Consider the following 25523-nt stretch of genomic DNA (forward strand, 5'->3'; position numbering starts at 1 on the left):
ACTGAAACACTGTCACCATGCTTTTTTGGCCAGTCTCTTGGCATATTCCCCGCCGTTCATGGCCGAAATGCGGCGGGCATCGTGGACGACGTCATTACCAGAGGGGTAATCGACCGGCCGACCGGGCGCGGGCAAGGTGGTCACACCGGGTCGGCGACGACCGAATCCGGGTCCTGACCAGGATCGACACCCATGGAGGGCTGATTTCCCATGTCCGCTCGGACCGACCGCTATCAGAACGCCGTCACCCGTTACCTCGAGGCCTGGAACGCCCGCGAGTCCGAGACCCTGGCGAAGGCCGTAGCCGCCGCCTGGGCCCCGGGGGGCACCTACACCGACCCGCTCGCCGACGTCCGCGGGCCCGAGGGCATCACCGCCGTGATCGCGGCCGCGCAGGCGCGGTTTCCCGGCTTCGCCTTCCGGCTCACCGGCACCGTGGACGGGCACCATGCCACGGCTCGCTTCTCCTGGGAACTCGTGAGCGAGTCGGACGGGTCGGCGCCGGTGGCCGGGTCCGACGTGATCACGCTGGACACCGACGACCGCATCGTCTCCGTCCTCGGATTCCTCGACCGGGCTCCCGGCGGGGCGTGACCGATGAATTCCTCCGCTCGCGGCGGTCTGCCCGAAGGAGAGACCGGAAGATCACCGTGAGTGGAGGACACCGTGACCGACGACGGAAAAGTGGAAGCGGAATTCACCGCCGTCCTGCACAAGAGCCCCGCCGAGGGCGGCTGGACCTACGTGATATGGCCGGAGTCCGTCGACTCCTTCGGCACCCGCGGGCTGGTCAAGATCCGCGGAACCGTCGACGGACATCCGTTCCGCAGTTCGTTCATGGCCCTCGGGGACGGCACCCACAAACTCCCCCTGAAGGCCGAGGTGCGCAAGGCCATCGGGAAAGGGGAAGGTGACGTCGTCACCGTCCGCCTGACGGAACGGCTCAGCCGTTGATCACAGCGTCGATGCGGGCCAGCTCGTCCGCTTCGAAGTCCAGGTTGTCCAGGGCGCCGACGCTGTCCTCGATCTGCCGGGCGCTGCTCGCGCCGACCAGGGCCGAGGTGACCCGGCCGCCGCGCAGCACCCAGGCCAGGGCGAGCTGGGCCAGGGACTGACCGCGGGACCTGGCGATGTCGTCGAGGGCACGCAGCCTGCCCACCAGCTCGCCGGTGAGCGCGTCGGAGTTCAGGAAGGGGCTGTCGCTCGCGGCCCGGGAGTCCTCCGGGATGCCGTCGAGGTAGCGGGCGGTGAGCACGCCCTGCTCCAGCGGGGAGAAGACGATGGAGCCGACCTGCAGCTCGTCCAGCGCGTCCAGCAGCCCCTCGCTCTCGGGGCGGCGGTCGAGCATCGAGTAACGCGGCTGGTGGATGAGCAGCGGGGTGCCCAGCTCGCCCAGGATGCGGGCTGCCTCCCGGGTCTGCTCGGCCGAGTAGTTGGAGACGCCGACGTACAGCGCCTTGCCCTGCTGGACAGCGGAGTGCAGGGCGCCCATCGTCTCCTCCAGCGGAGTCTCCGGATCGGGGCGGTGCGAGTAGAAGATGTCGACGTAGTCCAGGCCCGTCCGCCGCAGGCTCTGGTCCAGCGAGGACAGCACGTACTTGCGCGAGCCCCACTCGCCGTACGGGCCCGGCCACATCAGGTAGCCGGCCTTCGTGGAGATCACCAGCTCGTCGCGGTACGGAGCGAAGTCGGCCTTGAGGAACCCGCCCAGCGCGGACTCGGCGGCGCCGGGCGGCGGGCCGTAGTTGTTCGCCAGGTCGAAGTGGGTGATGCCGAGGTCGAAGGCGCGGCGCAGGATGGCCCGCTGGGTCTCCACGGGACGGTCGGGCCCGAAGTTGTGCCACAGTCCGAGCGAGAGCGCGGGGAGCTTGAGGCCGCTGCGTCCGGTGCGCCGGTAGGGCATGTGCGCGTAGCGGTCGGGGTGTGCGGTGTACAACGCGACTCCAGGAGGGGTTGGCTCGGAAGATCGGTCCAGGCGACCGTGGATCGGTTCGCGGGACCGTCATCCACTCTCACCCCACCTGCCGGTAGTGGTCCAACAGAAGAATCCGATGGAATTCAGCGGATAGGCTTCTCAATCATGGAACTGCGCCACCTCCAGCACTTCGTCGCGGTCGCCGAGGACCAGCACTTCACCCGTGCCGCCGAACGCCTGATGGTCTCCCAGTCGGGGCTGTCGGCGTCCATCCGGGCACTCGAGCGGGAGCTGCGGGCGCCGCTGTTCGTGCGCACCACCCGCCGGGTGACGCTGACCGAGGCCGGCCGGGCCCTGCTGGCGGAGGCGGAACGGATCCTTACGCAGGTCCGCGCCGCGCACGAGGCGGTGGCGGCCGTGCAGGGCGTGGTGCGCGGCACGCTCTCGGTGGGCACCGAGCAGTGCATCGCCGGGGTGCGCGTGGCGGGGCTGCTGGCCGCGTTCCGGCGGCGCCACCCGGACGTGGAGATCCGGCTGCGGCAGTCCGGCTCGGGCACGCTCGCCGAGGAGGTGGCCGCCGGACGACTGGACCTGGCCTTCGCCTACCGCACCCAGGCCGACAGCGACCAGCTGCGCTCCGCGTCACTCACCGGCGAGCCGATGTACGTCCTGTGCCATCCCGACCACCGGCTCACCGGCGCCGCCGCCGCGCTCACCCCGGCCGACGTCGCCGACGAGGTGTTCGTCGACTTCCACCCCGACTGGGGCCCGCGCCGCGCGACCGACGCGGCGTTCACGGCGGCCGGGGTCCGCCGTACGGTCGCGCTGGAGGTCAACGACGTGCACAGCCTGCTGGACCTGGTGGACGAGAACCTCGGCATCGCGGTCGTACCGCGCCACTTCCGGCACAAGCGGGAGGCGCTCACCGCGCTGCCGCTCAAGGGGGCGGGTGAGGTGGTGTACGAGACCGTCGCCCTGCTGCCGCCCGCCCGCGCGACCAGCCCCGCGGCACGCGCGCTGATGGCGCTGCTGGAGACGGAGCCTGGCGGGTAGGGGTCCGGCGAAGAGGCGGCGCCGGGGCGGCGGGTGCGCGATGGTGGACGTATGCATGCGAAGGACATTCTCATCGACGGCTTCGGCCGCATCCGGGAAGAGGTCCACGCCGCCGCCGACGGCCTGGATCCCGACGACCTCAACGCGCGGCCGACCGCCGAGACGAACTCGGTCGCCTGGCTGCTCTGGCACCTCACCCGCGTCCAGGACGACCACGTGGCCGACGCCTTCGGGCTCGACCAGGTCTGGCTGTCACAGGACTGGGAGAAACGGTTCGGCCTGGATCTGCCGCGCCGGGACACCGGGTACGGGCACAGCTCCGCCAAGGTGGCCGAGGTGCGGGTCACCGACGGCGACCTGCTGACCGGGTACCACGACGCCGTCCACGCGCAGACCCTCCAGGTGCTGCGCGGGGTGACCGCGGCGGACCTGGACCGCGTCGTGGACGAGCGGTGGGACCCGCCGGTCACGCTCGGTGTACGCCTGGTCAGCGTCCTGTCCGACGATCTCCAGCACGTCGGACAGGCCGCCTATGTGCGCGGGCTGCTTCAGAGCGCGGCCGCGTAGCCCGGCAGGACGACGTCCTCGATGAGGGCGCTGCGCTCGTCGAACGGGATGAACGCGCTCTTGAGGGCGTTGACGGTGACCGTGCGCAGGTCCTCGACCGTCCAGCCCGCCTCCTCGACCAGCAGCGACATCTCGCGGGTCATCGTCGTGCCCGAGACCAGACGGTTGTCGGTGTTGAGGGTGACGCGGAAGCCGAGGTCCTTCAGCGCGGTGATCGGGTGCTCCGCGATGGAGGAGGCGGCGCCGGTCTGGAGGTTGGACGTCGGGCACATCTCCAGCGCGATGCGCCGGTCGCGCACCCAGCCCGCCAGGCGGCCGAGCTTGCCGTCGACGATGTCGTCGGTGATGCGCACACCGTGGCCGATGCGCTGGGCTCCGCAGACCTGGAGTGCCTGGTGGATGCTGGGCAGCCCGTGGGCCTCGCCGGCGTGGATGGTGAAGGGGACGTTCTCGCGGCGCAGGTGCTCGAAGGCGTCCAGGTGGTCCGCGGGCGGGAAGCCGTCCTCGGCGCCGGCGATGTCGAAGCCGACCACGCCGGCGTCCCGGAAGGCGACCGCGAGGTCGGCGGTGGCGCGGGTGCGGTCGAACATGCGCATGCCGCACAGCAGGGTGCCGACGCGTACGGGCGTGCCGGCGGCGGCCGTCCTGGCCATGCCGGCCGCCAGGCCCTCCTGGACGGCCTCGACGACCTCGGGCAGGGTCAGCCCGCCGGCGAGCATCAGCTCGGGCGCGTAGCGCACCTCGGCGTAGACGACGCCGTCCGCGGCCAGGTCGAGGACGTACTCCTCCGCCGTGCGCAGCAGGCCCTCGCGGGTCTGCATGACGGCGAGAGTGTGTTCGAAGGTCGCTATGTAGCGGACCAGGTCGCCGGAGTTGGCGGCCTCGAAGTACCAGGCGCCCAGCTCGTCCGGGTCGGTGGTCGGCAGGGTGTGGCCCACCGCTCCCGCCAGTTCTACGACGGTGGCGGGGCGCAGACCGCCGTCGAGGTGGTCGTGCAGGACGGCCTTGGGGAGCCGACGGAGGGTGGCGGTGTCTACGCGCGTAGCGGTCATGGTGGGTCTTTCCTCGGGCGGGACGGTGGGGCGGCGTGCGGGAGGGCCGGGAACGGCGGGTGGGCCGGGAACGGCGGGAACTCGGCGAGTGGGCCGGCAGGGTCAGACGGCGGGCTGGAGCAGGTCCCAGCGGTTCCCGTACAGGTCCCGGAAGACGGCGACGGAGCCGTACGGCTCGTGGCGGGGCTCCTCCAGGAAGGTCACGCCGGCGGCACTCATCCGGGCGTGGTCGCCCGCGAAGTCGTCGGTGTGCAGGAAGAACCCGACCCGACCGCCGGTCTGGTCGCCGACCCGGGAGCGCTGGGCGTCGTCCTTGGCCCTGGCCAGCAGCAGGCCCGTGCCGTCCTGGTGGTCGCCCGGCCGCACGACGACCCAGCGGGAGCCGTCGGGACGCGCCTCGTCCTCGACGAGACGGAAGCCGACGGCCTCGGTGTAGAAGCGGATCGACTCGTCGTAGTCGTCGACGACGAGGGTCACCAGGGCGATGCGACTCATCGGGACCTTTCGGGAGGGCTGATTAGCGGGAGAGGTTATACGTAAAACCTGGTGGGCGCCAGTCGCTTCCGGAGGGACCCGGTCCGCGGGCGGCGGGCCAGGGGTTCCTGAGGTCTTTTCGTCTGGGCCGGGCCGGGCCGGATCGGGGGGCGGGGCTGGAGCTTGTGTCGGGCGGCGCCTTCCACGCCTCGCGGGCCGTGGGGCGAGCATCCCGAGGCGGGGCAGAAGGCGGGCCAGGAACCCTGGCGACCGGCCACCGCGGTGTCCGGCCTGATCCGAGCGGGAGGCCCGGCCTGGGAACTCGCGCCCGATGTGCGGCCGGGACCATGGACGGGCGCGGATCTCCAGGCGCGCCGTTGGCACCCTCGGCAGGGATGTCACCGAGCCGCTTCGCGGTCGCCGACGACGCGAGCTGGACGTCCTCGACCGGCTGGAAGCTCGAGGTCTGGGTGGCCGCGGCCGGACCGCAGGGGTGCCCCGTGTCGCGTCGCGCTGTGGTTCGTCCCGGCGCGGGGAGGGTCGGTGGCTGCCGACGCGGCTTCCCCGTCCCGTCGGCCGGGACCGCCGCCGCCCGGCCGGCATTCGGGGGCACGGGGGGGACGGGGGCGCCGACCGTCCGGCCGGCGTTCGGTGACACGCGGGACGTCGTGCTGATCGACGGGGACGCGACGACGTACGGGGGAGGTGAGGTGCCGGGCCGGGGCCGCTGAGGCGTTCGCGCACAAGACGGGTGGGATCCCGCCAGGGGTGAACGCGTACGTGTTCTTCCGGGTCCGGTCCGGCCGCGTGCGATACGGGCCTGGCGGGGACGGGAGCGGCGCGAGCGGCAGGTGAGGCGCGAGGGAGCGCGGGCCGCCCGACCGTACCGGCACCTTCCGCCCGGTGTGGCGCCAGCCCGCCTTGCGGTGGGCCGCCCGCCCGCCCGGTGTGGCGTCAGCCCGCCTTGCGGTGGGCGACGTTCAGACGCTCCAGCTCCTGGGCCGTCAGCCGCAGGCTCCCCGCCGCCACGTTCTCCGCGAGGTGCTCGGGGTCACCGGTGCCGGGGATGGCCAGGACGTGCGGCCCCTGGGCCAGCGTCCACGCCAGACGAATCTGCGCCGGGCTCACGTCGTGGGCGCGGGCCGCCGCCAGGACCGCTTCGTCGTGGTCGGTCGTGGCGCCGCGCGGGCCGCTGTCGCCGGCGATCGCGTAGAACGGGACGAAGGCGATGCCCTGTTCACCGCAGAGGCGCAACAGGTCCTCGGCGTCCGGCAGTCGGTCGCCGAGGCCGTAGCGGTTCTGGACGCTGACCACCGGCGCGATGGCCTGCGCCTCGGCGAGGTGGCGGGACTCGACGCCGGAGACGCCGAGGTGGCGGACGAGACCGGCCTGGCGCAGCTCGGCGAGGGCACCGAAGTGCTCGGCGATCGACTCCTGGTTCATCCGCCGCAGGTAGACGAGGTCGAGGTGGTCGCGGCCGAGCTGGCGCAGGTTCTCCTCGACGTGGCCGCGGAGGTCCTCCGGGCGGGCCGAGGTGCCCCACTCCCCCGACCAGTCGCGGAAGGGGCCGACCTTGGTGGCGATGAGCAGGTCGTCCGGGTAGGGGGCGAGCGCGGTGTTGACGAGTTCGTTGGCGCAGCGAAGGGCGGAGAAGTAGAAGGCGGCGGTGTCGATGTGGTTGACGCCGAGGTCGACCGCCTTGCGCAGGACGGCGATCGACCGGTCACGGTCGCTCGGGCTGCCCAGGTGAAAGGCGGCGTCGCCGGTCAGCCGCATCGTGCCGAAGCCGATGCGGCCGACGGTCGTGTCGCCCAGTGTCCAGGTGCCCGCGGCGTCCGCCGTGATCCTTTCCGAGGTCATCGGCGGAGCCTCGCACACGCCGTCCGGGTCAGCAATAGAGATTGCCGCCCGGGGAGACGCCGAGGATCTGCGCGAACTGCTGGTACTTGGTCACCCGGCTCTGCACCTGTGCCGGGTTCTTCCCGTCGCACTCCAGGGATCCGTTGATGGAGCGGATGGTCTGGCCGAAGCCGGCGCCGTTGACCATGGCGTTGTGGGGGGTCATGGTGCCTGGGCCGTTCTGGGTGTTCCAGTACCACAGGGCCGTCTTCCAGGCCACGGCCGCGTCGTTCTGCACCAGCCAGGGGTTGTTGAGGAGGTCGATGCCCAGCGCGTCGCCCGCGGCCTTGTAGTTGAAGTTCCAGCTGAGCTGGATGGGGCCGCGCCCGTAGTAGGCCGCCTGGCCCGCCGGGCAGCCGTACGGCTGGCTCCAGTCGCAGTAGTGCGGATAGTTGGCGGTGTTCTGCTCGACGACGTGCACCAGTCCGCCGGTCTCGTGGCTCACGTTGGCGAGGAACGCGGCCGCCTCCTGCTTCTTGGTGGTGTCGCTGCCGGTGTTGGCGAAGCCGGGGTAGGCACTGAGGGCGGCGGTCAGCCCGCTGTAGCTGTAGAAGGAGTTCCGGCCCGGGAACATCTGGTTGAACTGCGCCTCGGTGACCACGAAGCTGCCGACGGGCGTCCCCGAGCCGGTGTCGCAGGCGTACGGCTCCCAGTACCAGGTGCTGATGACGGGGTCGTAGCCCGGGTTGTCGTGCTCGGCGACATACGCCCTGCCGTCGGTGTAGCGGACGATGTCGCCGGTGCGGTAGGCCTTGCCGGCCACCCAGTCGGGGTAGCTCGAACAGGCGGCGGCGGACGCGCTCGTGGCCGGCAGGAGCACCGGTACGGCGCTGGAGAGGACGAGTGCGGTCACGACCGCGGAGATACGGCGCCTCGACACGGAATCAACTCCTTCGCGAAGCACGGCCGTCCCCGGCACAGGGCAGGGCGGAGCAGGGCCTTGTGCGCGTACCGGTGGGGCCGGTCGCGGATCGGGGGCGGCCGTGGTGGGGGGTGTGGAGGCACACTCAACCGCTTTGGTCTGTACCAGTCAAGGGTGTAGACCAGTCAACCCGACCGGGCGGCGGGCCGGCGGAGCTTCCCGGCCGCCGCCGGCCCTCCCGTGACGAGGAGCACCATCCCGTACCCCGACTCAGCTCAGCGGCTTCTCCAGCACCGCCTTGCGGTGACTGAAGGTCTCCATCGAGTACCGGCCGTGGTAGTTGCCCATGCCGCTCTCCCCCACTCCGCCGAACGGCAGGTCCGAGACGGTGAGATGGGCGAGCGGCAGACCATGGCCGAGGCCGCCGGAGGACGTCTCGGCGGCGATGCGGGCGCGGGTCTCCTCGGACTCGGAGAAGACGTACAGCGCGAGGGGCTTGTCGCGGTCGTTGACGAACGCGATCGCCTCGTCGAGGTCGTCGGCGGTCACGATCGGCAGGATCGGGCCGAAGATCTCCTCCCGCATGACGGGTGAGGCGGGGTCGACGTCGGCGAGGACGGTCGGCGCGATGTACTTGTCCGTGCGGTCGCTCTTGCCTCCGACCACGACGCGGCCGGAACCGAGCAGGCCGGTGAGGCGGTCGAAGTGGCGCTCGTTGATGATCCGGCCGTACTCGACGGAGGTTTGCGGGTCCGTGCCGTGGACCTTCTCGACGGCCCGGGCGAGGAGGGGCTCGAGGGCGGCGGCGGTCACGGGGTCGGTGAGGACGTAGTCGGGGGCGACGCAGGTCTGGCCGGCATTGAGGAACTTGCCGCGGACCAGCCGGTCGGCGACCACCGTGAGGTCGGCGTCGCGGTCGACGAACGCCGGTGACTTGCCGCCGAGTTCCAGGGTGACGGGGGTGAGGTGCTCGGCGGCGGCACGCATCACGATACGGCCGACGGTGCCGTTGCCGGTGTAGAAGATGTGGTCGAAGCGTTCGGCCAGCAGGGCCGTGGTGTGCGGGACGCCGCCCTCGACGACGGCGACCGCGTCGGTGTCGAGATACGCGGGCAGCAGTCGGGCCAGCGCCGCGGAGGTCGCCGGGGCCAGCTCGCTGGGCTTGACGACGACGGCGTTGCCCGCCGCGAGGGCGCCGACGAGCGGGGCGAGCAGCAGTTGGGCCGGGTAGTTCCAGGGGGCGATGACGAGGACGACGCCGAGTGGGTCGTACTGGGTCCAGGCACGGGCATCGGCGCCCAGGTGTGCGGGGACCGGCGCGGGCTCGGGGCGCAGCCAGTCGTCGAGGCGGCCGAGGGTGTGGTCGATCTCGCGGACCGTGAAGTCGATCTCGGCGCGGTAGGACTCCGTGGCGCTCTTGCCCAGGTCGGCGTGGAGGGCGGCGGCCAGGTCGGCGCCGCGTTCCGTGAGCATCTCGCGAAGGCGCCGCAGCTGTCCGGTGCGCCAGGCGGCGGGCTTGGTGCGGCCGGTGCGGAAGGTGGCGCGCAGCCGGGCGACGACGTCGGCGGGCTGCACGGGGGTGGCGGTGGTCACGGTGCCTCGCTGGTGGTGCGCGGGCTTCTCAGCCCTGGTGCGGGGGGCGAGCGGTCAGCTCGGTGTATATACCAACCTTTCAGGTGCCAAAATACATTCCCGGTTCGCTCGGTCCCCTGCCGGGCTGCGCGGCGACCCACGTGTCGACTCGTCCGGCGTCTTGCCGAGACGGGCCACAGGGCCCGCGGCAGTTCCGCGTCGCCGTCGACGAGCCGGGCGTGTGCACGGCCCGCCGACCGCGGGGCGTGTGCAGGGCCCGCCGACCGCGGGGCGTGTGCACGGCCCGCCGACCGCGCCGCCGCCCGTGGTCTCGCCCGCGCGGGGTGAGGTGGGCGAGGATGCGGCACGGGTCGAGAGGGCAGACGCGACGGTGGACGGGTTCTGGTGTCAGGCGGGGCACACCTCGACGCCCTCGTCGTCCAGCGGCATGCGGAGTCAACCGGCGAACGGCACCTGCGCCGGCGTCCTCGTCTCCCCCACCGGATGCGTCCACAGTCCGTCCGCGGCCAGGCGCGGCAGCACCCCCTCCCCGAACCAATAGGCCTCTTCCAGGTGCGGATACCCGGACAGGACGAACTCCTCGATGCCCAGCGCCGCGTACTCCTTGATCCGGTCGGCGACCTCGGCATGGCTTCCCACCAGCGCGGTCCCCGCACCGCCCCGGACCAGCCCGATCCCGGCCCACAGATTGGGGTGGACCTCCAGGCCGTTCCGATCGCCTCCGTGCAGCGCGAGCATCCGCCGCTGCCCCTCGGACTCACTGCGCGCCAGCCCCGCCTGCACGGCCCTCACGGTGGCGGGGTCGAAGCCGGCGAGCAGCCGGTCGGCCTCCGCCCACGCCGCCGCGGAGGCGTCCCGCGTGATCACATGCAGCCGGATGCCGAAGCGCACGGTCCGTCCCTGCCGGGCCGCGAGCCCGCGGATCCAGGCGATCTTCTCCGCGACCCGGGCGGGGGGCTCGCCCCAGGTGAGGTACACGTCGACGTGCCGGGCGGCGATCTCCCCGGCGATCGGGGACGAGCCTCCGAAGTACACCTCCGGGACGGGGTCCGGCACCCGCGCCAGCCGGGCGTCCTCGACGCGGAGATGCCCGCCCTTCAGGTCGACGGCCTTCCCCTCCCACAGCTCCCTGACGATCTGGAGGAATTCGCCGGTACGGCGGTAGCGGTCGTCCTTGTCGAGGAAGTCGCCGTAGGCGCGCTGCTCGTGGCTCTCGCCGCCGGTGACGACGTTCAGCAACAGGCGTCCGCCGGTGTGCCGTTGGAAGGTCGAGGCCATCTGCGCGGCGAGCGTGGGCGAGACGAAGCCGGGCCGGAACGCGACCAGGAACTTCAGCCGCTCGGTGTGCTGGCTGACCATGGCGGTGGTCAGCCACGCGTCCTCGCACCAGGCGCCGGTCGGCGTGAGCGCTCCCTCGAAGCCGAGGTCCTCGGCGGCGCGGGCGATCTGGCTGAGATACCCGACCGTGGGAGGCCGGTCCCGTCCGGAGGCGGTGGCGGGGGTGCCGTGGCCGCCGCCGACGACATGGCGGCTGTCGCCGTTGGTGGGCAGGAACCAGTGGAAGGTGAGGGACACGTGGGGTCTCCGATCAGCGATGTCCGTCGGGAGCGGCTCGGGGTGGTCGTTCGGATCGGGCCGGGTCGGGCGGTCGGCGTGCCGGGGGTGCCTCCGCCTCTCGGGCGGCCGGGAGGGTGCAGGGCGAAGCGGGAAGCAGGGTGTCGCGCCGACGACCGCCGACGACGCGGCGCGGCGGCGGGCCCGCGAGCCCGGCGGGGCCCCGAAGCAGAGTCCCTAGAGAAGGCCGTGGCGGGGTGGGCGGGTGCCGTTGAGCACGTACCGGCCGATGTGCTGGACCTTCCAGCGGACGGGGTCGTGCAGGGTGTGGGTGCGGGCGTCGCGCCAGTGCCGGTGCAGGTTGAGGGCGTTCAGGGCCGAGCGGGTGCCGGACACCTCGAACAGGGCATCCGCCACCTCCACGGCGGTCTGCGCCGCGTGCACCTTCGCCACGGCCACGGCGACGGACGCCTCGGCGGCCGTGTCGTCGGTGAGGCCGGTACCCGCCGTATCGACCGCGCGGGCGGCCTCCCGCAGCAGGGCCTCCGACGCCCTCACTCCTACGGCGAGTTCACCGAAGCGCTGGATCAGCAGCGGATCCTCGGCGGCCGTCCCGACACCGCTCTCGAACCATGGCCGGCTCTTCGTCCGCACGAACTCGGCCGCCTCGGCGAGCGCGCCCGCCGCGATGCCGGCGTCGATCGCGGCGTGCAGCAACTGGGCAATGGCCCCGTGGAGTTGCGGCCCCTCGAAGGTGAGGTGGTGGGGCAGGACGCGGTCGCCCGGCACAGGCACACCGTCGAGACGGACGGTGCCGCTGGCCGTCGTACGCTGGCCCATGCCGTCCCAGTCGTCGACGACGGTGACGCCCGGGGCGCCGGCGGGGACGTACGCGACATACAGCCTGTCGTCGTCCCCGCGGGCCAGGACGGGGATCCAGTCGGCGAAGAGGGCACCCGTGGAGTAGTGCTTCACGCCGGTGAGCGTGTACGAGCCGTCGGGCCGCGGAGTCAGGCGGGTGCGGATGTCCTGGACGTGCCGGGTGCCGGCCTCGGACTGGGCGTTGCCGAAGCGGCGACCGGCGAGCAGTTCGGCGAAGAAGAACTTCCGCTGCTCCTGCGTTCCCTGGCGGCGGATCACGTTGACGTACACGAAGTGGCTCTGCGGGATCTGCGCCAGGCTGCCGTCGGCGCTGCCGAGCAGCCGGAACACCTCCGTGAGGGTCTGTGCGCTCACGTCCGCGCCCCCGTGGTCGGCGGGGACGGTCACGGCCAGCAGACCTGAGGCGGAGAGACGGTCCAACTCGGCCCGAGGGAGGAGCCGTTCGGCGTCCCGCTGGGCCGCTCCGACGCGGAACTCGTCGGCCAGGTCGGCGGCGACGGCGAGCGCCTCGGCGTCGTCGGCGATCACATGGGCGGTCACGGTGACCTCAGCTCGCCGCGGCCAGGTACGGCGTGCGGCCGAGGGCGGCGGAGAACTGGTCGACGACCTGGCCGAGCGCCGCGGCGGCGGCGGGGGCGACGCTCAGCGTGCCGTCCTCGTGGGCGGTGATGTCCTGGTCGAGGGTGAACCATCCCTGCACGATGTGGGTCGCGCCCATGGAGCTCAGCACGGGCCGCAGGGCGTAGTCGATGGCGAGGACGTGCGCGGCGGAGCCGCCGGTGGCCAGGGGCAGCACGGTCTTGCCGGACAGCGCGTACTGCGGCAGCAGGTCGAGGAGCGCCTTGAGGACACCGGAGTACGACGCCTTGTAGACGGGCGTGCCCACGACGACGCCGTCGGCACGCGCGAACAGCTCGGTCGCCTCGACGATCGCGGGGTGGCGGAAGTCGGCGCCGAGGAGGGCCTCGGCCGGGACGGTACGGACGTCGAGCGGGACGACCTCGTGCCCCTGGGCGATCAGGCGCTGGTCGAGGTGGCGCAGCAGCCGGCCGGTGCGGGAGGTGGCGGAGGGGCTGCCGGAGACGGACAGGACGGTGGCCATGGGCCCTCTTTCGGGAGAAGGGCGGGGGCGCCCCGGTGCGGGAGGCGCCCCCGAGCGGTCAGGAGTACCAGGTGGGTTCGGGCAGTTCGCCCTCGAGGACCCAGCGCCCGACCTCACGTCGCTTGTAGGCGACGGGGTCGTGGAGGGTGTGGGTGCGGACGTTGCGCCAGAAGCGGTCGAGGCCTTCGGCGGTGGCGGTGGAGCGGGCTCCCGTCACCTCGAAGATGCGGTTGGTGATCTCCAGGGCGACGTCGGTGGCGCGTGCCTTGACCGCGGCCACCCGTACCTCGAAGTCGCCGCGGGTCCGGGCGGTGACCGCGTCGGGATCGTCGTGCAGTTTCTGTCCCTCGGCGGCGACGGCGTCGGCGAGGGCCTCGACGGCCCAGAGCTTGGCGGTGAGGTCGCCGTAGATGTCGATGACGTAGGGCTCGTCGACCGCCCGCTCGTGGCCGCCGTGCAGCCAGGAGCGGGACTTGGTGCGGGTGTAGGTGGCGGCCGTCTCCAGGGCGCCGCCCGCGATACCGAGGTAGAAGTTGACGAACACCAGTTGGATGGTGGGAACGTTGAGGGTGTTGTAGACGCGCGGCTGGAACACCTTGTCGACGTAGCCGGCGGCCGAGGACCAGGGGGTGCGGACTCCGTCGAGGGTGACGCTGCCGCTCTCGGTGAGGCGCTGGCCGATGTTGTCCCAGTCGTCGTGGAAGGTCAGGCCCTCGCTGTCGGACGGCACGATGGCGAAGACGTGCCGGCCGGTCCCGTCGAGGACTCCCTCCAGGACGGTGACGTCGGAGACCCTGCTGCCGGTGGAGAAGGACTTCCGGCCGGTGAAGACGAGGTCGTCGCCGTCCTCGGTGACGGTCACGTCCTTGTCGCGCGGGTTGACGGCCCCGCCGAAGAACCAGCGGTTGCGGGCGGCCTCGGCCTCCACGTGCTCCCACTGTTCACGGGTGCCGACGAGGCGGGCGGCCCAGTTCCACAGGTAGTGGTAGCCGAGGAGTTGTCCGATGGAGCCGTCGGCCTTGGCGATCTCGCGGACGACGCGGTAGGCGGTGGGCCACCGCTCGCCCCCACCGCCGTGCTCGGCGGGGCCGAGCAGGGTGACAAGGCCGGCGTCCTTGAGGAGTTGGACCTCCGCGTGCGGGGCGGCGCCGGCGCGGTCGCGTTCGGCGGCGTCGGTGGCGAGGACGGCCGCCACCTCGGCGGCGCGGGCGATCCACTCGTCGGCGGTGGCCGGGGCGGGGCGGGTCTGCCAGTCGGTGGGCGTGGCGGTGCTCATGCTCGGTGACCTCTTTCGCGGTGCGGTACGCAGGGACGTGGGCGTGGTCAGGCGTGGGCGGGCGTGGCGGCGTCGTCGGGGAGTTCGGCCTCCAGTTCGCGTACGAGAGGCAGCACGCGCCTGCCGAAGTACTCGACCTCCTCGTGGTAGTGGAGGAAGCCGAGGAGGAGCAGGTCGACGCCGAGCCTGCGGTAGGCGACGATGCGTTCGGCGATCTGCTCGGGTGTGCCGACGAGGCCGGTGCGGAACCCGTCGTTGTACTGGACCAGATCCTCGAAGGCGGAGTCCTGCCACATGCCCTTGCCGTCGGTGGTGGACTGCCCGGCCTGGCGGACGGCGGAGCCGAAGCCCTCGACCGCCTCGATGTCGGCCTTGGCGACGATCTCGCGGAGGGTGTCGCGGGCCTCCGCCTCGGTGTCACGGGCGATGAGGAAGCCGTTGAGACCGAACTTCGGTGCCGTGCGGCCCGCTTCGGCCGCCGACCGACGGACGTCGGCGAGCTGCTCGGTCACCCCTTCGAAGTCCTTGCCGTTGGAGAAGTACCAGTCGGAGACCCGGCCGGCCATGGCGCGGGCGGCGGTGGAGTTGCCGCCCTGGAAGATCTCCGGATGAGGGCGTTCGGGTGTGTTGAGGGGCTTGGGTTTGAGGGAGAAGTCGCGCAACCGGTAGAAGTCACCGGCGAGTTCGGTGTGGTCCTGGGTCCAGATCTGGCGCAGGGCGCGGATGAACTCCTCGGAGCGGCGGTACCGTTCGTCGTGCTCCAGCCAGGGCTCACCCAGGGCGGTGAACTCGCCCTTGAACCAGCCCGAGACGACGTTGACGGCGAAGCGGCCCTTCGAGAGGTGGTCGGCGGTGGCGCCCAACTTGGCCAGGACGCCGGGATGCCACAGGCCCGGGTGGACGGCGGCAATGACCTTCAGGCGCTGGGTGGCGAGCAGCAGGGCGAGGCTGAAGCTGGTCGACTCGTGCTGGTACTCGGCGCCGTAGCTGGCCATGTAGCGGACCTGGCTGAGGGCGTACTCGAAGCCGTTGTTCTCGGCCAGGACGGCGAGTTCACGATTGTAGTCGTATCCCCAGTCGGTGCGTTGTTCGATCGTGCTGGTGACAAGTCCGCCACTGACGTTGGGGACCCAATAGGCGAATTTCACGGGCGCTGCGGGCATGCGGAACTCCTGGTGCGCGGAATCTCTTTCGGGGCGTGCCGAATTCACGCGCCTCGACAAGGCGTGGTGAGTTCAGGCGGTGCTGCGAGGACACGGCGAACACCCGCGGTCAGGGCGGGTGGCGCGGTGGAAGAGAGGTGCGGCGGTTCGGATGATCAGGCCGCGGCGCGACAGGAGGCGCTGGAGACACGCGCGAGGTCGACATGGCGTCGCCGCGTGAGGTCCAGTCGCATCTTCATGCCGTCGATCGTGGCAGTCGCCGGTCTCGGCAGTCAAGGAGAACCCGACCGGTCTCGTATCCCGGACCATTGCATTTCACGAAGGCGTGACAGGGAAACCCTTGAACCGGCCGGCAATACGCCCGCATTCTTCCGGGGTGCGGACAGAACAGCTGGAATACATAGCGGCGGTCACCCGGCTCGGTTCGCTGCGCCGGGCCGCCGAGGAACTGCGCCTGTCCCAGCCCGCCCTGAGCGAGACGGTGCGCAACCTGGAGCGCGAGCTGGGGGTGGAACTGCTGGAGCGCAAACGGTCGGGGGCCACGATGAGTGCCGCGGGGCGTGAGCTGCTGCCCCACATCGTCGAGGTGCTGGACGCCGTGGACCGGCTGCGCGCCGCGGCGGGCGAGCAGCACCGGATCAGCCGCATGGTGCGGGTGGGCACGGTCAACACGGCGACCGTGCCCCTGCTCATCCCCGCCGTGCGCGACTTCCGCGCGGCGCATCCGGTCACCCAGGTGGAGGTGGTGGCCGCCCAGCAGACGGACATCCACCGGACGCTGCTGGAGGGTGGGTTCGATCTGGGGCTGGTCAACCACCTGGACGGCGACGACATGCCCGCCGACTTCGAGTCCACCGAACTCCTGCGCGGGCGGCCGGTGGTGTGTGTCCGACCCGACAGTCCGTTGGCCTCGCTGCCGTCGGTGACGGTCGAGGACCTGCTGGGCGTGCCGCTGATCGGGATGCGCTCCGGCTATGTGATGCACCGCTATGTGCACCGGCTCCTCGACGGGCGCGGCCCCGCCTTCGCGTACTCCACCGACGGCGCGGAGATGGGCAAGCTGATGGTCGCCGAGGGACTCGGGGCCACCGTCCTTCCCGACTTCAGTGTCGCCGGGGACCCGCTGGAGCGGCGCGGCACGATCACGTATCGGCCGATCGGCGGTGAGAGAACGCGGGTGCTGCTGATGCTGCGGCGGCGACGCGCGGACTCCGTGCCCCGGGCGGCGCGGGACCTGCACGAGGCGTTCGTGCGGACCGCGCGGAGGCTGGTCACGGCCGACGCCCGTCCGTAGGGTGCGGTCGGCCCGGCGGTGTCAGTCCTCGTCACCCGCCGGGATGACGACGAGGAAGGCGTCCGACTTCAGGTCCATCACCACGGTCGCGGGCTCCCCCTCGGCCCGCCGCCTGGCCGCGAACTCCTCCGCCGGCCACGATCCACGCGGAGCCCCCGCAGGAAAACGCTCCAACACCTTCGCGCCCATAACGGCAGACACCTCCTGGTTCGACACGAATACGTCCGTGTCCTACGCCTGCCCGCTCCCGACGCAAACATGTTCACGGCGCATCCGACCGGGTGACGCTCCGACGGTCCCGGCCGAGCCGTCCCGGCCACCAGGCGAGCGCGCCCAGGTCCCGAACCAGGGCGGGGACCAGCAGCGAGCGCACCACGAGTGTGTCGAGCAGGACACCGAAAGCGACGATGAAGGCGATCTGCGCCAGGAAGGCCAGCGGGATCACACCGAGCGCGGCGAAGGTGGCGGCCAGCACCACCCCGGCCGAGGTGATGACGCCGCCGGTGCTGACCAGGCCTCGCAGCACCCCCTCACGCACCCCGTGCCGCAGGGACTCCTCGCGCACCCGGGACATGAGGAAGATGTTGTAGTCGACGCCGAGCGCCACCAGGAAGACGAAGCCGTACAGCGGAACGGAGGGATCGGTGCCGGTGAAGCCGAACACATGCCGGAAGGCGAGGCTCGAGACGCCCAGAGTGGCGAGGAAGTTCAGCCCCACCGTGGCCACCAGCAGGACGGGCGTCAGCAGTGAGCGCAGCAGCACCGTCAGGATGAGGAAGATGATGGCGAGGACCACCGGCACGATCAGGGCGCGGTCACGTTCGGCGGTGCGCAGGGTGTCGTACTGCTGGGCCGTGTATCCGCCCACGAGGGCGTTCGCGCCGGGTACGGCGTGGAGCGCGGCCCGCAGTCGCGCCACGGTGTCCTTGGCCGCGTCGCTGTCGGCGGCCGCACGCAGGGTCACGTCCACGCGGGCGCGGCCGTCGACGACGAGTGCGGGGCCGCCGGGCGCTCCGGACGCACTGACCGCGGCGGCCGAGGCCACGCCTTCGGTCCGGCGGGACGTCTCGACCACGTCGGTCAGTCGGCCGGCGGCGGTGATGACCACCACGGGGTTGCCCACGCCGCCGGGGAAGTGCCTGGCGAGCGTCTGCTGGGCGGCCACGGAGGGTGCGTCGTCGACGAAGGTCTCGTCGAGCGGAACCCCCTTGGAGGTGAGGGTGGGCGCGAACGCCGCGCAGACCAGCAGTGCGGCCAGCGACACCGCCCAGACCGTGCGGGGTGTCCGGTCGACCAGGTTCGCGACCCGGTGCCACAGTCGCCCTCCGGCGCCCCGCCCGTCGGAGGGCCGGGGCTTGGCGGGCCAGTACGCCACACGGCCGAGGAGGACCAGGACGGCGGGGAGGAAGGTCAGCGTGCTCACGACGGCGGCGACGATACCGATGGCGCCGACGGGGCCGAGGGCCCGGTTGTTGGTGAGGTCGCTGAGCAACAGGGCGAGCAGTCCCGCGGCGACGGTCGCGGCACTGGCCACCACGGTGCTCCAGGACCGGTGCAGCGCTGCCCGCATGGCCGCGAACCGGTCCGTGCGCAAGGCGAGTTCCTCGCGGTAACGGGCGGTCAGGAGCAGGGCGTAATCGGTGGCGGCGCCGATGACCAGGATGGAGAGGATGCCCTGGACCTGGCCGTCCACACGCACCATGTCGTGATCGGCGAGCACGTACACGACGGCGCAGGCCAGACCGAGGGCGAGCACCGCACCGACGATGATCACCAGGGGGAGCAGCACGCTGCGGTAGACGAGCAGCAGGATCACGAGGACCGCGATCAGCGCCACGGCGAGCAGCAGGCCGTCGATGCCGGCGAAGGCGTCCGAGAGGTCCGCCTGGGTCGCGGCCGGCCCGCCCAGTCGGACGGTGGTGCCGGGAACCCGTTCAGCCGCTTCACGGATCCGCTCCAGGGCCGGGGCCAGGTCCTCGCCGAGGTCCGGGCGCAGCGGCACCACACCCTCCACCGCCCTGCCGTCCTCGGAGAGCAGTGCGGGCGAGACCCGGCCCACGACTCCCGGTGCGTCGGCGAGGGAGGCGAGCGCCCGCCCCGCGGCTTCTCGCCGGTCCGCCATTCCGGCGTCGCGGGTCGACGTCCACACCACGATCGCGGGCAGTGTCTCGTCCTGGCGGAAGGCTCGCTGGGCGGAGACGACCTCGGTCGATTCGGCGCTGCGCGGCAGGAAGGCGGCCTGGTCGTTGGTGGCGACTTCGCCGAGACGCCCGGCGAAGGGGCCGAGGACACCGCCCAGGACGAGCCATACGGCGACGAGCAGGACCGGCACGAGCCGTCGGGCGCGTCGAAAGGTGGTGGACATCGTTCTCCTGCTGCGAAGGCCGGATATCTTGAATGACGACAATCTTGATGATCGAGCGATCGAAGGAGATCCTAGACCGCGTGCGTGCGTTCGTCCGCACCGGTGGGGGCGGCGGATCGCGGGACGGCAACCGGTCTCAGCGGTCGAGGGTGGCGATCTCCGACAGTTCCTCGTTCATCACCGTCAGGAAGCGCTGCACCACAGACAGTTCGTCCTCGGTGAAACGGGACCGGGCGGCCCGCGTGGCATCGGCCAGGGGCCGGAAGTAGGTGCGCGCCGCGGACCGGGCGTCGGACACGTAGTGCAGGTGGACGACCCTGCGATCGGCGCTCTCGCGGACCCGCCGGACATGACCGGCGCGCTCCAGCCGGTCGACGCAGGCGGTGACGGCACCGGAGGTGAGTCCGAGGTGCTCGCGCAACCGCTTCGGAGTCATGGGTTCCTCGGCGTCGAGTATGGCCGCCAGAGCGTGGACGTCCGTGGCATGCAGACCGTGGTCGCCCGCGAACCCGTGCACCAGCCGGTTGATCTCGCCGTTCATCCGCCGCAGCCGGACGGCGAAGGCGTACAGGTCGGTCGCCCGCGCGACCGCGTCGGTGTCGCGCTCGTGCTGCTTCCGGTCGTTCCCCATGGCCACGCGGTCAGCGTAGCCGCTGCTCGCGATCACCCGATCGCGCGGCCACACACCGTCGCCGCATCCGTCGCCCACCGCCGTGGGGAAGCCATAGTCAGGGGACCGTCGACACGGAGGAACCAGAACTCATGACCGCACACAGTCGCGGCCGGGAATCGCTCCGCTGCCTGGTCACCGGCGCCACGGGCTACATCGGCGGCCGACTCGTCCCGGAACTGCTGGCCGCGGGCCACCGGGTGCGCTGCCTGGCCCGCTCCCCCGAACGCCTGCGCGACCACCCGTGGGCCGGGGAGGCGGAGGTGGTGCGCGGGGACGTCATGGACGGCGCGTCGGTCGCCGAGGCGATGCGGGACGTCGACGTCGCCTACTACCTCGTGCACGCGCTGGGCACGGGCCCGGACTTCGAGGAGACCGACCGGCGGGCGGCACGGATCTTCGGCGAGCGGGCCCGCGCCGCCGGGGTGCGCCGCATCGTCTACCTGGGGGGTCTCACCCCGGCCGGTGTCCCCGAGCGGGACCTGTCGCCGCACCTGCGCTCGCGCGCCGAGGTGGGCCACATCCTGCTGGACTCCGGCGTGCCGGCCACGGTGCTGCGGGCGGCCGTGGTCATCGGCTCCGGCTCGGCCTCCTTCGAGATGCTGCGTTACCTCACCGAACGCCTGCCCGTCATGGTCACGCCCAGCTGGGTGCACACCCGGATCCAGCCCGTCGCCGTCCGCGACGTGCTGCGCGCCCTGGTCGGCAGCGCCCGTATGCCCGAGGACGTCAACCGAACCTTCGACATCGGCGGGCCAGAGGTGCTGACGTACCGCGACATGATGATCCGCTACGCCGCGGTGGCGGGTCTGCGCCGCCGGCTCATCATCCCGGTGCCCGTACTCACCCCTGGTCTCTCCAGCCACTGGGTGGGACTCGTGACGCCGGTGCCCGCCTCCATCGCGCGACCGCTCACGGAGTCGCTGCGCCACGAGGTGGTGTGCCGGGAACACGACATCGCCCGGTACGTGCCCGGACATCCGATGGGCTTCGACGAGGCGGTACGGCTGGCGCTGCGGCGTGTCCGGGACGCCGAGGTCGTCACCCGATGGTCCTCCGCCTCCCTGCCCGGCGTTCCCAGCGACCCGCTGCCGACCGATCCCGACTGGGCGGGCGGCAGCCTGTACACCGACTCCAGGGAAGTGACCGTGCACGCCTCCCGAGAAGCCCTGTGGCGGGTGATCGAGGGCGTCGGCGGCGACAACGGCTGGTATTCCTTCCCGCTGGCCTGGGCGGTGCGCGGATGGCTGGACCGGCTGGTCGGCGGGGTGGGACTGCGGCGCGGTCGGCGGGACTCGGCACGTCTGCGGGTCGGCGACTCCCTGGACTTCTGGCGGGTCGAGGAGATCGAACCCGGCCGCCTGCTCCGGCTGCGGGCGGAGATGCGGCTGCCCGGTCGGGCCTGGCTGGAGATGTTCGCGGAGACGGACGAGCAGGGCCGTACCCGCTACCGCCAGCGCGCCGTGTTCCATCCGCACGGGCTGCTCGGCCAGGCCTACTGGTGGGGTGTCTCCCCCTTCCACGCGGTCGTGTTCGGCGGGATGGCCCGCAACATCGCCCGGACCGCGGCGGCCCGGGCGCCGGCGACGACGGCCGGTGTCTGATCCCGCGTCCGTCGGGCCACAGGCCGCAAAGGCACACCCGGCGGCCCTCCTCACCCCTCCGGAGTCACTTGCATGAACGTTTCGGTCGTCCTGTTCACCGCCGATCTGCGGCTGCACGACCATCCGCCGCTGCGGGCGGCGCTGGCCGGCGCCCGCGAGGTGGTCCCGCTGTTCGTACGGGACCGGGCCGTGGACGCCGCCGGGTTCGCGGCGCCGAACCGGCTGGCCTTCCTCTCCGACTGCCTGCGCGACCTGGACGCGGGGCTGCGCGAGCGGGGCGGGCGGCTCGTGGTCCGCTCCGGTGCGGTGGTCGAGGAGGTGTGCCGGGTCGCCGCCGAGGCGGGTGCCCGCGAGGTCCGGGTGGCGGCCGACGTCAGCCGATTCGCGCGGCGTCGCGAGGAGCGGCTGCGGCACGCCCTGGAGGCGCAGGGTGTACGCCTGCACGTGCACGACGCCGTCACGGCCGCCGTCGCGCCCGGCGCGGTGGCCCCGGCCGGATCGGACCACTTCGCCGTCTTCACGCCGTACTTCCGCCGTTGGTCGCGGGAGCGGCTGCGGGAGGTCGTCGACGCACCCGACGTCGTCCGGGTCCCGGAGAGCGTCGGGTCGGAGCGACTGCCGGCGTACACGGGCGTGTCGCAGGGGCTGGCGGCTGGGGGTGAGCGGGAGGGCCGCGCACGGCTCACGGCCTGGCTGCGCCACGGGATCTCGGCCTACGCGGACCGGCACGACGACCTGCCCGGCGACGCCACCTCCCGCCTCTCGCCCCATCTCCACTTCGGCACCCTCTCCCCCGTCGAACTCGTGCACCGCGCCCGTACGGCGGGCGGCGCGGGGGGCGAGGCGTTCGTACGGCAGCTCGCCTGGCGCGAATTCCACCGGCAGGTGCTGGCGGCCCGCCCGGACACGGGGGTCGCCGACTACCGGCCCCGGCACGACCGCTGGCGCACCGAGCGGACCGCCCGCGAGGACATCGAGGCGTGGCGGGAGGGCCGTACCGGCTATCCGATCGTGGACGCGGCGATGCGCCAGCTGCGCCACGAGGGCTGGATGCACAACCGGGGCCGGCTGCTGACCGCGAGTTTCCTCACCAAGACGCTGTACGTCGACTGGCGGATCGGCGCCCGGCACTTCCTGGACCTGCTGGTCGACGGGGACCTGGCCAACAACCAGCTCAACTGGCAGTGGGTCGCGGGCACCGGCACCGACAGCCGCCCCAACCGGGTCCTCAACCCGGTCACGCAGGCGCGGCGGTTCGACCCGGCGGGGGTGTACGTGCGCCGCTGGGTTCCGGAGTTGGCGGGGATCGAGGGGGCGGCGGTGCACCAGCCGTGGAGACTGCGCGGGCCGGGCCGGGCTGGGGTCGGCTATCCGGAGCCGGTGGTCGAACTGTCCGAGGGCCTGGCCCGCTTCCGGCAGGCGCGCGGGCTGGGCTGAGGCGCGGTCAGTTCTGGTGCACCTGCACCAGGGTGGGGCGTTTGGCCGTACGGCCGTCGCCGGAGGAGCGGCCGCGCAGCCGCCGTAGGGCCCCGCCCCGGTGACGCACGACCTGATCCTCGGCAGCTGATCGGCTTGCCGGTGCTCGGGTTCACCGACTCCGCCCGTACGAGCGGTCTGAGCCGGGCCCGGTGCGCGCTCGGCATCCGGCTGGTCGTCGCCCCGCGGGCCGCCGGTGACAGCCGGACGCCGGCGTCACCGTCGACAGCGTCATCGGGGCGCCGGCACCGATCCCCGGACTCGTGTGCGGCGGCACGGCGGCGAAGACCGCGCCCACGGCGTGCCACCGCTGCCCGAGGGTCTGTCCGGACCACTTCCTGCGACCGGTCGGGTCCAGCAGCCGTCGCCGCGTGTCGTCGGCCGGGGCAAAGTCGTCCACCGCGGAGTCGCTCCGTGATCGCACACCCCGCTCGCGCAGTCGCGCACCCGCCCGTCAACGGCGGTCGGGCACCCTCACGGCGAACCTCGGGGGCAACAGGCCCGAGACCACCTCCGGCGGCCAGACACCGTACCCCGGCAGCGGCCGCTCGGGCGCGCCTCCCGGCGGCCCGGTCTCCGTGGGCGTACCGGCGGAGACGGACGGTGGGGTCGGTTCCGGGATCCGCTCGACGAACGGCGGGAGGTCCTGGGCACACCGCGCGCCGCGCGGCGGGAGCACGCCGGTGAGGAAGTAGCGCACCACGTGCCGCCCGACGCAGGCGCTGGGGTTGTCCAGCGCGGTGTGCCCGTACCCGTCGAGCGTCAGCAGGCGCGCACTGCCCAGCTCCGCGGCCATCGCCCGGCCCGCCCGGTACGGCGTCGAGGGGTCGTACGTCGGGTTGACCACCAGTACCGGGTGGGCGGTCGTCCGGTTCCACGGACCGGTGTACGGCCGCGCCGCACGGGCCGGCCACGCGGCGCAGGGTTCGTTGGCCCAGGCCCACCAGCTGCCCATCGCCCCGGCCTCCGCCACCGCCCGCCGTTCCAGCTCGGGATAGCGGTCGGGCGAGCGCGGGTTGGGACTCTCCGCGCACGTGACCGCGATCGACTGCTCGAAGCCCGGATACCGCGCCGGTTCGGTCACCGCGCCGCCGGGATCCACGGGCGCCCGGCCGTCCCACAGCCCCTGGAGCGTGTCCGCGATCCCGGCCCAGCCGGGGTGCACGGTATAGAGGCCGCCACGCACCTCGCTCACCGTCCGCGCGTACGTCCACGCCCCGACCGGCCGCTTCGCCAGGCGCCGCAGCAGCGAGTGGTACTTGTCGCGGGTGGCCGCCGGACTGCCCGCCGAGAAGACGCACCCGGTCACGGGGGCCCTGCCGCAGTGGTCGAGGAACTGCTCCAGCGTCCCGGCCGAGCCCAGGTGGGAGCCGAGCCGCAGGAAGGTGTTCAGTTCGGGCTCACCGGTCGCGCCCCGGTTCACCCACGCCTGCGGGTCCACGTTCCCGTCGGCCACCAGCCGCCCGACCCGCTCGGGGAACAGGTTCGCGTAGGTCGCGCCGAGCAGCGTCCCGTAGGAGATGCCCCAGTAGTCCAGGCGCTCCTCCCCTGTCGCGCGGCGCAGCAGGTCCAGGTCACGAGCGGTGTCGGCGGTGGAGATGTGGCGCAGCAGTTCCGGGTCGCGTCGCTCGCAGCGCTGGGCGAGGTCGGCGTAGGCGGCGGTGAAGGCGCGTTGTTCCCGGTCCCCCACCGGGAACGGCGGCACCTCCTCGTACCAGGCGGCGGCCTCCCCCGCGGTGCCGAAGCAGCGGACGGCCGTGCTCTCGCCGACGCCTCGCGGGTCCCAGCTGACGATGTCGTAGCGGTCGCGCAGTTCGCGGGGGAACTTCTCGTACAGTTCCGGCAGCGCGACGGTGCCGGGGCCTCCCGGACCGCCGGGGTTGAAGAACAGCGTGCCGGCCCGCTCGGCCGGTCCGGCGGCACGGTGCCGGATCACGGCCAGCTCGATGGTGCGGTGTCCGGGGCGGGTGTGGTCGAGCGGCACGTTCGCCACCGCGCACTCGAAGTCGGCCTGCGTCTCGCCCTCGCAGGGCTTCCACCGCAGTACGACGGCGCCGTCCCCACCCGGGCCGCCCGCGGACGCCGGGCCGGCCGCCCCGAGCAGCATGACCAACGCCCCGGCCGCCACGCCGGCGACCCCTCTGAGCGGCATCCGTATGACGATCCGTGGCATGGGTGGGCCCTTCCCTCGCGGCTGACGGGAGCCGGGCCCTGCGACAGCGGCCCCGCAGCCATACCACCGGCGACCGGGCACGCGGGCAACCGACACGCGTCCGAACGGGCGGCACGACACCGCGCCACGGACGTCGCACGCGTGGGCGGGTCAGCGGCAACCGCCCTCGGCGGCGGGTCCCCGTCCGTCTCGGACGGGCCCGCGCGGCAGGTCCTGCCCTGCCGCGCGGCCGGGGAGTGGGCGTCGGCTCGACCACGTCCACCTCCCAGGTTCCTGGCCGGGGTCGTGCACCCGCCGTGCACCCGCCGCCGGGGTCCCTGGCCGGAGCCGTGCGTCCGGGCCTCGCCCTGGTGGGCGTGACAGCAGGTGGCGTCGTCCTCCACGCCGGTCGCCGGCCCTCCTCGCCCGCGCGGACCCGGCGACCGGCGTGGACCGCCTCGGTGCTGATCATGTCGACGCACGAGGGGATTCCTGCGGGGCGACCCGTGCGTCGCGCCCTCGATCAGGACGAGACCCAGCGGGGCTCGGCCACGGCGAGTCGGCAAGGCT

Annotated in this window: 22 protein-coding genes and 1 pseudogene; 7 read left to right on the forward strand and 16 right to left on the reverse strand. The window is 72.6% G+C overall.

The window, feature by feature from the left end; genetic code table 11:
• Positions 1–210 precede the first annotated feature (210 nt).
• Positions 211–594, forward strand: a complete 384-nt coding sequence (locus ACZ5Y0_RS09740; RefSeq protein WP_469128099.1) for a nuclear transport factor 2 family protein — start codon at positions 211–213, stop codon at positions 592–594.
• 72 nt (positions 595–666) lie between these two features.
• Positions 667–954: a DUF1905 domain-containing protein gene (locus ACZ5Y0_RS09745; protein WP_469128100.1), complete on the forward strand. Its 288-nt coding sequence runs from the start codon at positions 667–669 to the stop codon at positions 952–954.
• Here ACZ5Y0_RS09745 and mgrA read toward each other — a convergent pair.
• The gene (mgrA, locus tag ACZ5Y0_RS09750) at positions 944–1936 is read right to left on the reverse strand and encodes an L-glyceraldehyde 3-phosphate reductase (protein ID WP_469128101.1); all 993 of its coding nucleotides are present in this window, start codon (positions 1934–1936) and stop codon (positions 944–946) included. The genes ACZ5Y0_RS09745 and mgrA overlap by 11 nt on opposite strands.
• A gap of 144 nt (positions 1937–2080) precedes the next feature.
• On the opposite strand from mgrA, the gene ACZ5Y0_RS09755 reads away from it, so the two are divergent.
• The gene (locus ACZ5Y0_RS09755; protein WP_469128102.1) at positions 2081–2968 is read left to right on the forward strand and encodes a LysR family transcriptional regulator; all 888 of its coding nucleotides are present in this window, start codon (positions 2081–2083) and stop codon (positions 2966–2968) included.
• A 51-nt stretch (positions 2969–3019) separates the two neighbouring features.
• Complete coding sequence (locus ACZ5Y0_RS09760; RefSeq protein ID WP_469128103.1) at positions 3020–3535, forward strand: mycothiol transferase; 516 nt, start codon at positions 3020–3022, stop codon at positions 3533–3535.
• Here ACZ5Y0_RS09760 and ACZ5Y0_RS09765 read toward each other — a convergent pair.
• The 11 genes and pseudogenes from ACZ5Y0_RS09765 to ACZ5Y0_RS09815 form a co-directional block, all read right to left on the reverse strand.
• Positions 3517–4587, reverse strand: a complete 1071-nt coding sequence (locus tag ACZ5Y0_RS09765) for an adenosine deaminase (protein ID WP_469128104.1) — start codon at positions 4585–4587, stop codon at positions 3517–3519. The genes ACZ5Y0_RS09760 and ACZ5Y0_RS09765 overlap by 19 nt on opposite strands.
• A 102-nt stretch (positions 4588–4689) precedes the next feature.
• On the reverse strand, positions 4690–5082 hold the full coding sequence (locus ACZ5Y0_RS09770) for a VOC family protein (protein WP_469128105.1): 393 nt from the start codon (positions 5080–5082) through the stop codon (positions 4690–4692).
• A 933-nt stretch (positions 5083–6015) separates the two neighbouring features.
• The gene (locus ACZ5Y0_RS09775) at positions 6016–6921 is read right to left on the reverse strand and encodes an aldo/keto reductase (protein WP_469128106.1); all 906 of its coding nucleotides are present in this window, start codon (positions 6919–6921) and stop codon (positions 6016–6018) included.
• 28 nt (positions 6922–6949) lie between these two features.
• Positions 6950–7840, reverse strand: coding sequence for a glycoside hydrolase family 19 protein (locus ACZ5Y0_RS09780; protein ID WP_469128107.1), 891 nt, complete (start codon positions 7838–7840; stop codon positions 6950–6952).
• A gap of 252 nt (positions 7841–8092) precedes the next feature.
• Positions 8093–9418: pseudogene (locus tag ACZ5Y0_RS09785) on the reverse strand (aldehyde dehydrogenase family protein); the annotation flags it as partial.
• Between the two features lie 432 nt (positions 9419–9850).
• Positions 9851–10990, reverse strand: a complete 1140-nt coding sequence (locus ACZ5Y0_RS09790) for an LLM class flavin-dependent oxidoreductase (RefSeq protein WP_469128108.1) — start codon at positions 10988–10990, stop codon at positions 9851–9853.
• A 216-nt stretch (positions 10991–11206) separates the two neighbouring features.
• On the reverse strand, positions 11207–12391 hold the full coding sequence (locus tag ACZ5Y0_RS09795; RefSeq protein WP_469128109.1) for an SfnB family sulfur acquisition oxidoreductase: 1185 nt from the start codon (positions 12389–12391) through the stop codon (positions 11207–11209).
• 7 nt (positions 12392–12398) lie between these two features.
• The gene (gene ssuE / locus ACZ5Y0_RS09800) at positions 12399–12953 is read right to left on the reverse strand and encodes an NADPH-dependent FMN reductase (RefSeq protein ID WP_469128110.1); all 555 of its coding nucleotides are present in this window, start codon (positions 12951–12953) and stop codon (positions 12399–12401) included.
• Between the two features lie 58 nt (positions 12954–13011).
• Entirely contained in the window at positions 13012–14229 is a 1218-nt protein-coding gene (locus ACZ5Y0_RS09805) for an acyl-CoA dehydrogenase family protein (protein WP_469128111.1), read from the reverse strand.
• A 47-nt stretch (positions 14230–14276) separates the two neighbouring features.
• Positions 14277–15392, reverse strand: a complete 1116-nt coding sequence (gene sfnG / locus ACZ5Y0_RS09810) for a dimethylsulfone monooxygenase SfnG (RefSeq protein WP_469128112.1) — start codon at positions 15390–15392, stop codon at positions 14277–14279.
• Between the two features lie 155 nt (positions 15393–15547).
• Positions 15548–15631 (reverse strand): putative leader peptide, encoded by an 84-nt coding sequence (locus ACZ5Y0_RS09815; RefSeq protein WP_350284076.1) that lies wholly within the window; start codon positions 15629–15631, stop codon positions 15548–15550.
• A 137-nt stretch (positions 15632–15768) separates the two neighbouring features.
• Here ACZ5Y0_RS09815 and ACZ5Y0_RS09820 point away from each other — a divergent pair, with 137 nt between their 5' ends.
• Positions 15769–16686, forward strand: coding sequence for a LysR family transcriptional regulator (locus tag ACZ5Y0_RS09820; protein WP_469128113.1), 918 nt, complete (start codon positions 15769–15771; stop codon positions 16684–16686).
• Positions 16687–16707: 21 nt separating this feature from the next.
• Here the strand turns inward: ACZ5Y0_RS09820 and ACZ5Y0_RS09825 are convergent, their stop codons facing one another.
• From ACZ5Y0_RS09825 to ACZ5Y0_RS09835, 3 genes are all read right to left on the reverse strand, one after another.
• A complete protein-coding gene (locus tag ACZ5Y0_RS09825) occupies positions 16708–16875 on the reverse strand; it encodes a hypothetical protein (protein WP_469128114.1) in 168 nt (55 codons plus the stop codon).
• A 73-nt stretch (positions 16876–16948) separates the two neighbouring features.
• Positions 16949–19051, reverse strand: a complete 2103-nt coding sequence (locus tag ACZ5Y0_RS09830) for an MMPL family transporter (RefSeq protein ID WP_469128115.1) — start codon at positions 19049–19051, stop codon at positions 16949–16951.
• Between the two features lie 136 nt (positions 19052–19187).
• A complete protein-coding gene (locus ACZ5Y0_RS09835) occupies positions 19188–19682 on the reverse strand; it encodes a MarR family winged helix-turn-helix transcriptional regulator (protein WP_469128469.1) in 495 nt (164 codons plus the stop codon).
• 131 nt (positions 19683–19813) lie between these two features.
• On the opposite strand from ACZ5Y0_RS09835, the gene ACZ5Y0_RS09840 reads away from it, so the two are divergent.
• Complete coding sequence (locus ACZ5Y0_RS09840) at positions 19814–21325, forward strand: SDR family oxidoreductase (protein ID WP_469128116.1); 1512 nt, start codon at positions 19814–19816, stop codon at positions 21323–21325.
• Between the two features lie 72 nt (positions 21326–21397).
• On the forward strand, positions 21398–22762 hold the full coding sequence (locus ACZ5Y0_RS09845; RefSeq protein ID WP_469128117.1) for a cryptochrome/photolyase family protein: 1365 nt from the start codon (positions 21398–21400) through the stop codon (positions 22760–22762).
• 493 nt (positions 22763–23255) lie between these two features.
• Here ACZ5Y0_RS09845 and ACZ5Y0_RS09850 read toward each other — a convergent pair whose 3' ends face one another.
• The gene (locus ACZ5Y0_RS09850; protein WP_469128118.1) at positions 23256–24953 is read right to left on the reverse strand and encodes an alpha/beta hydrolase; all 1698 of its coding nucleotides are present in this window, start codon (positions 24951–24953) and stop codon (positions 23256–23258) included.
• Positions 24954–25523 lie beyond the last annotated feature (570 nt).

The organism is Streptomyces sp. NPDC033216, assembly GCF_055577115.1.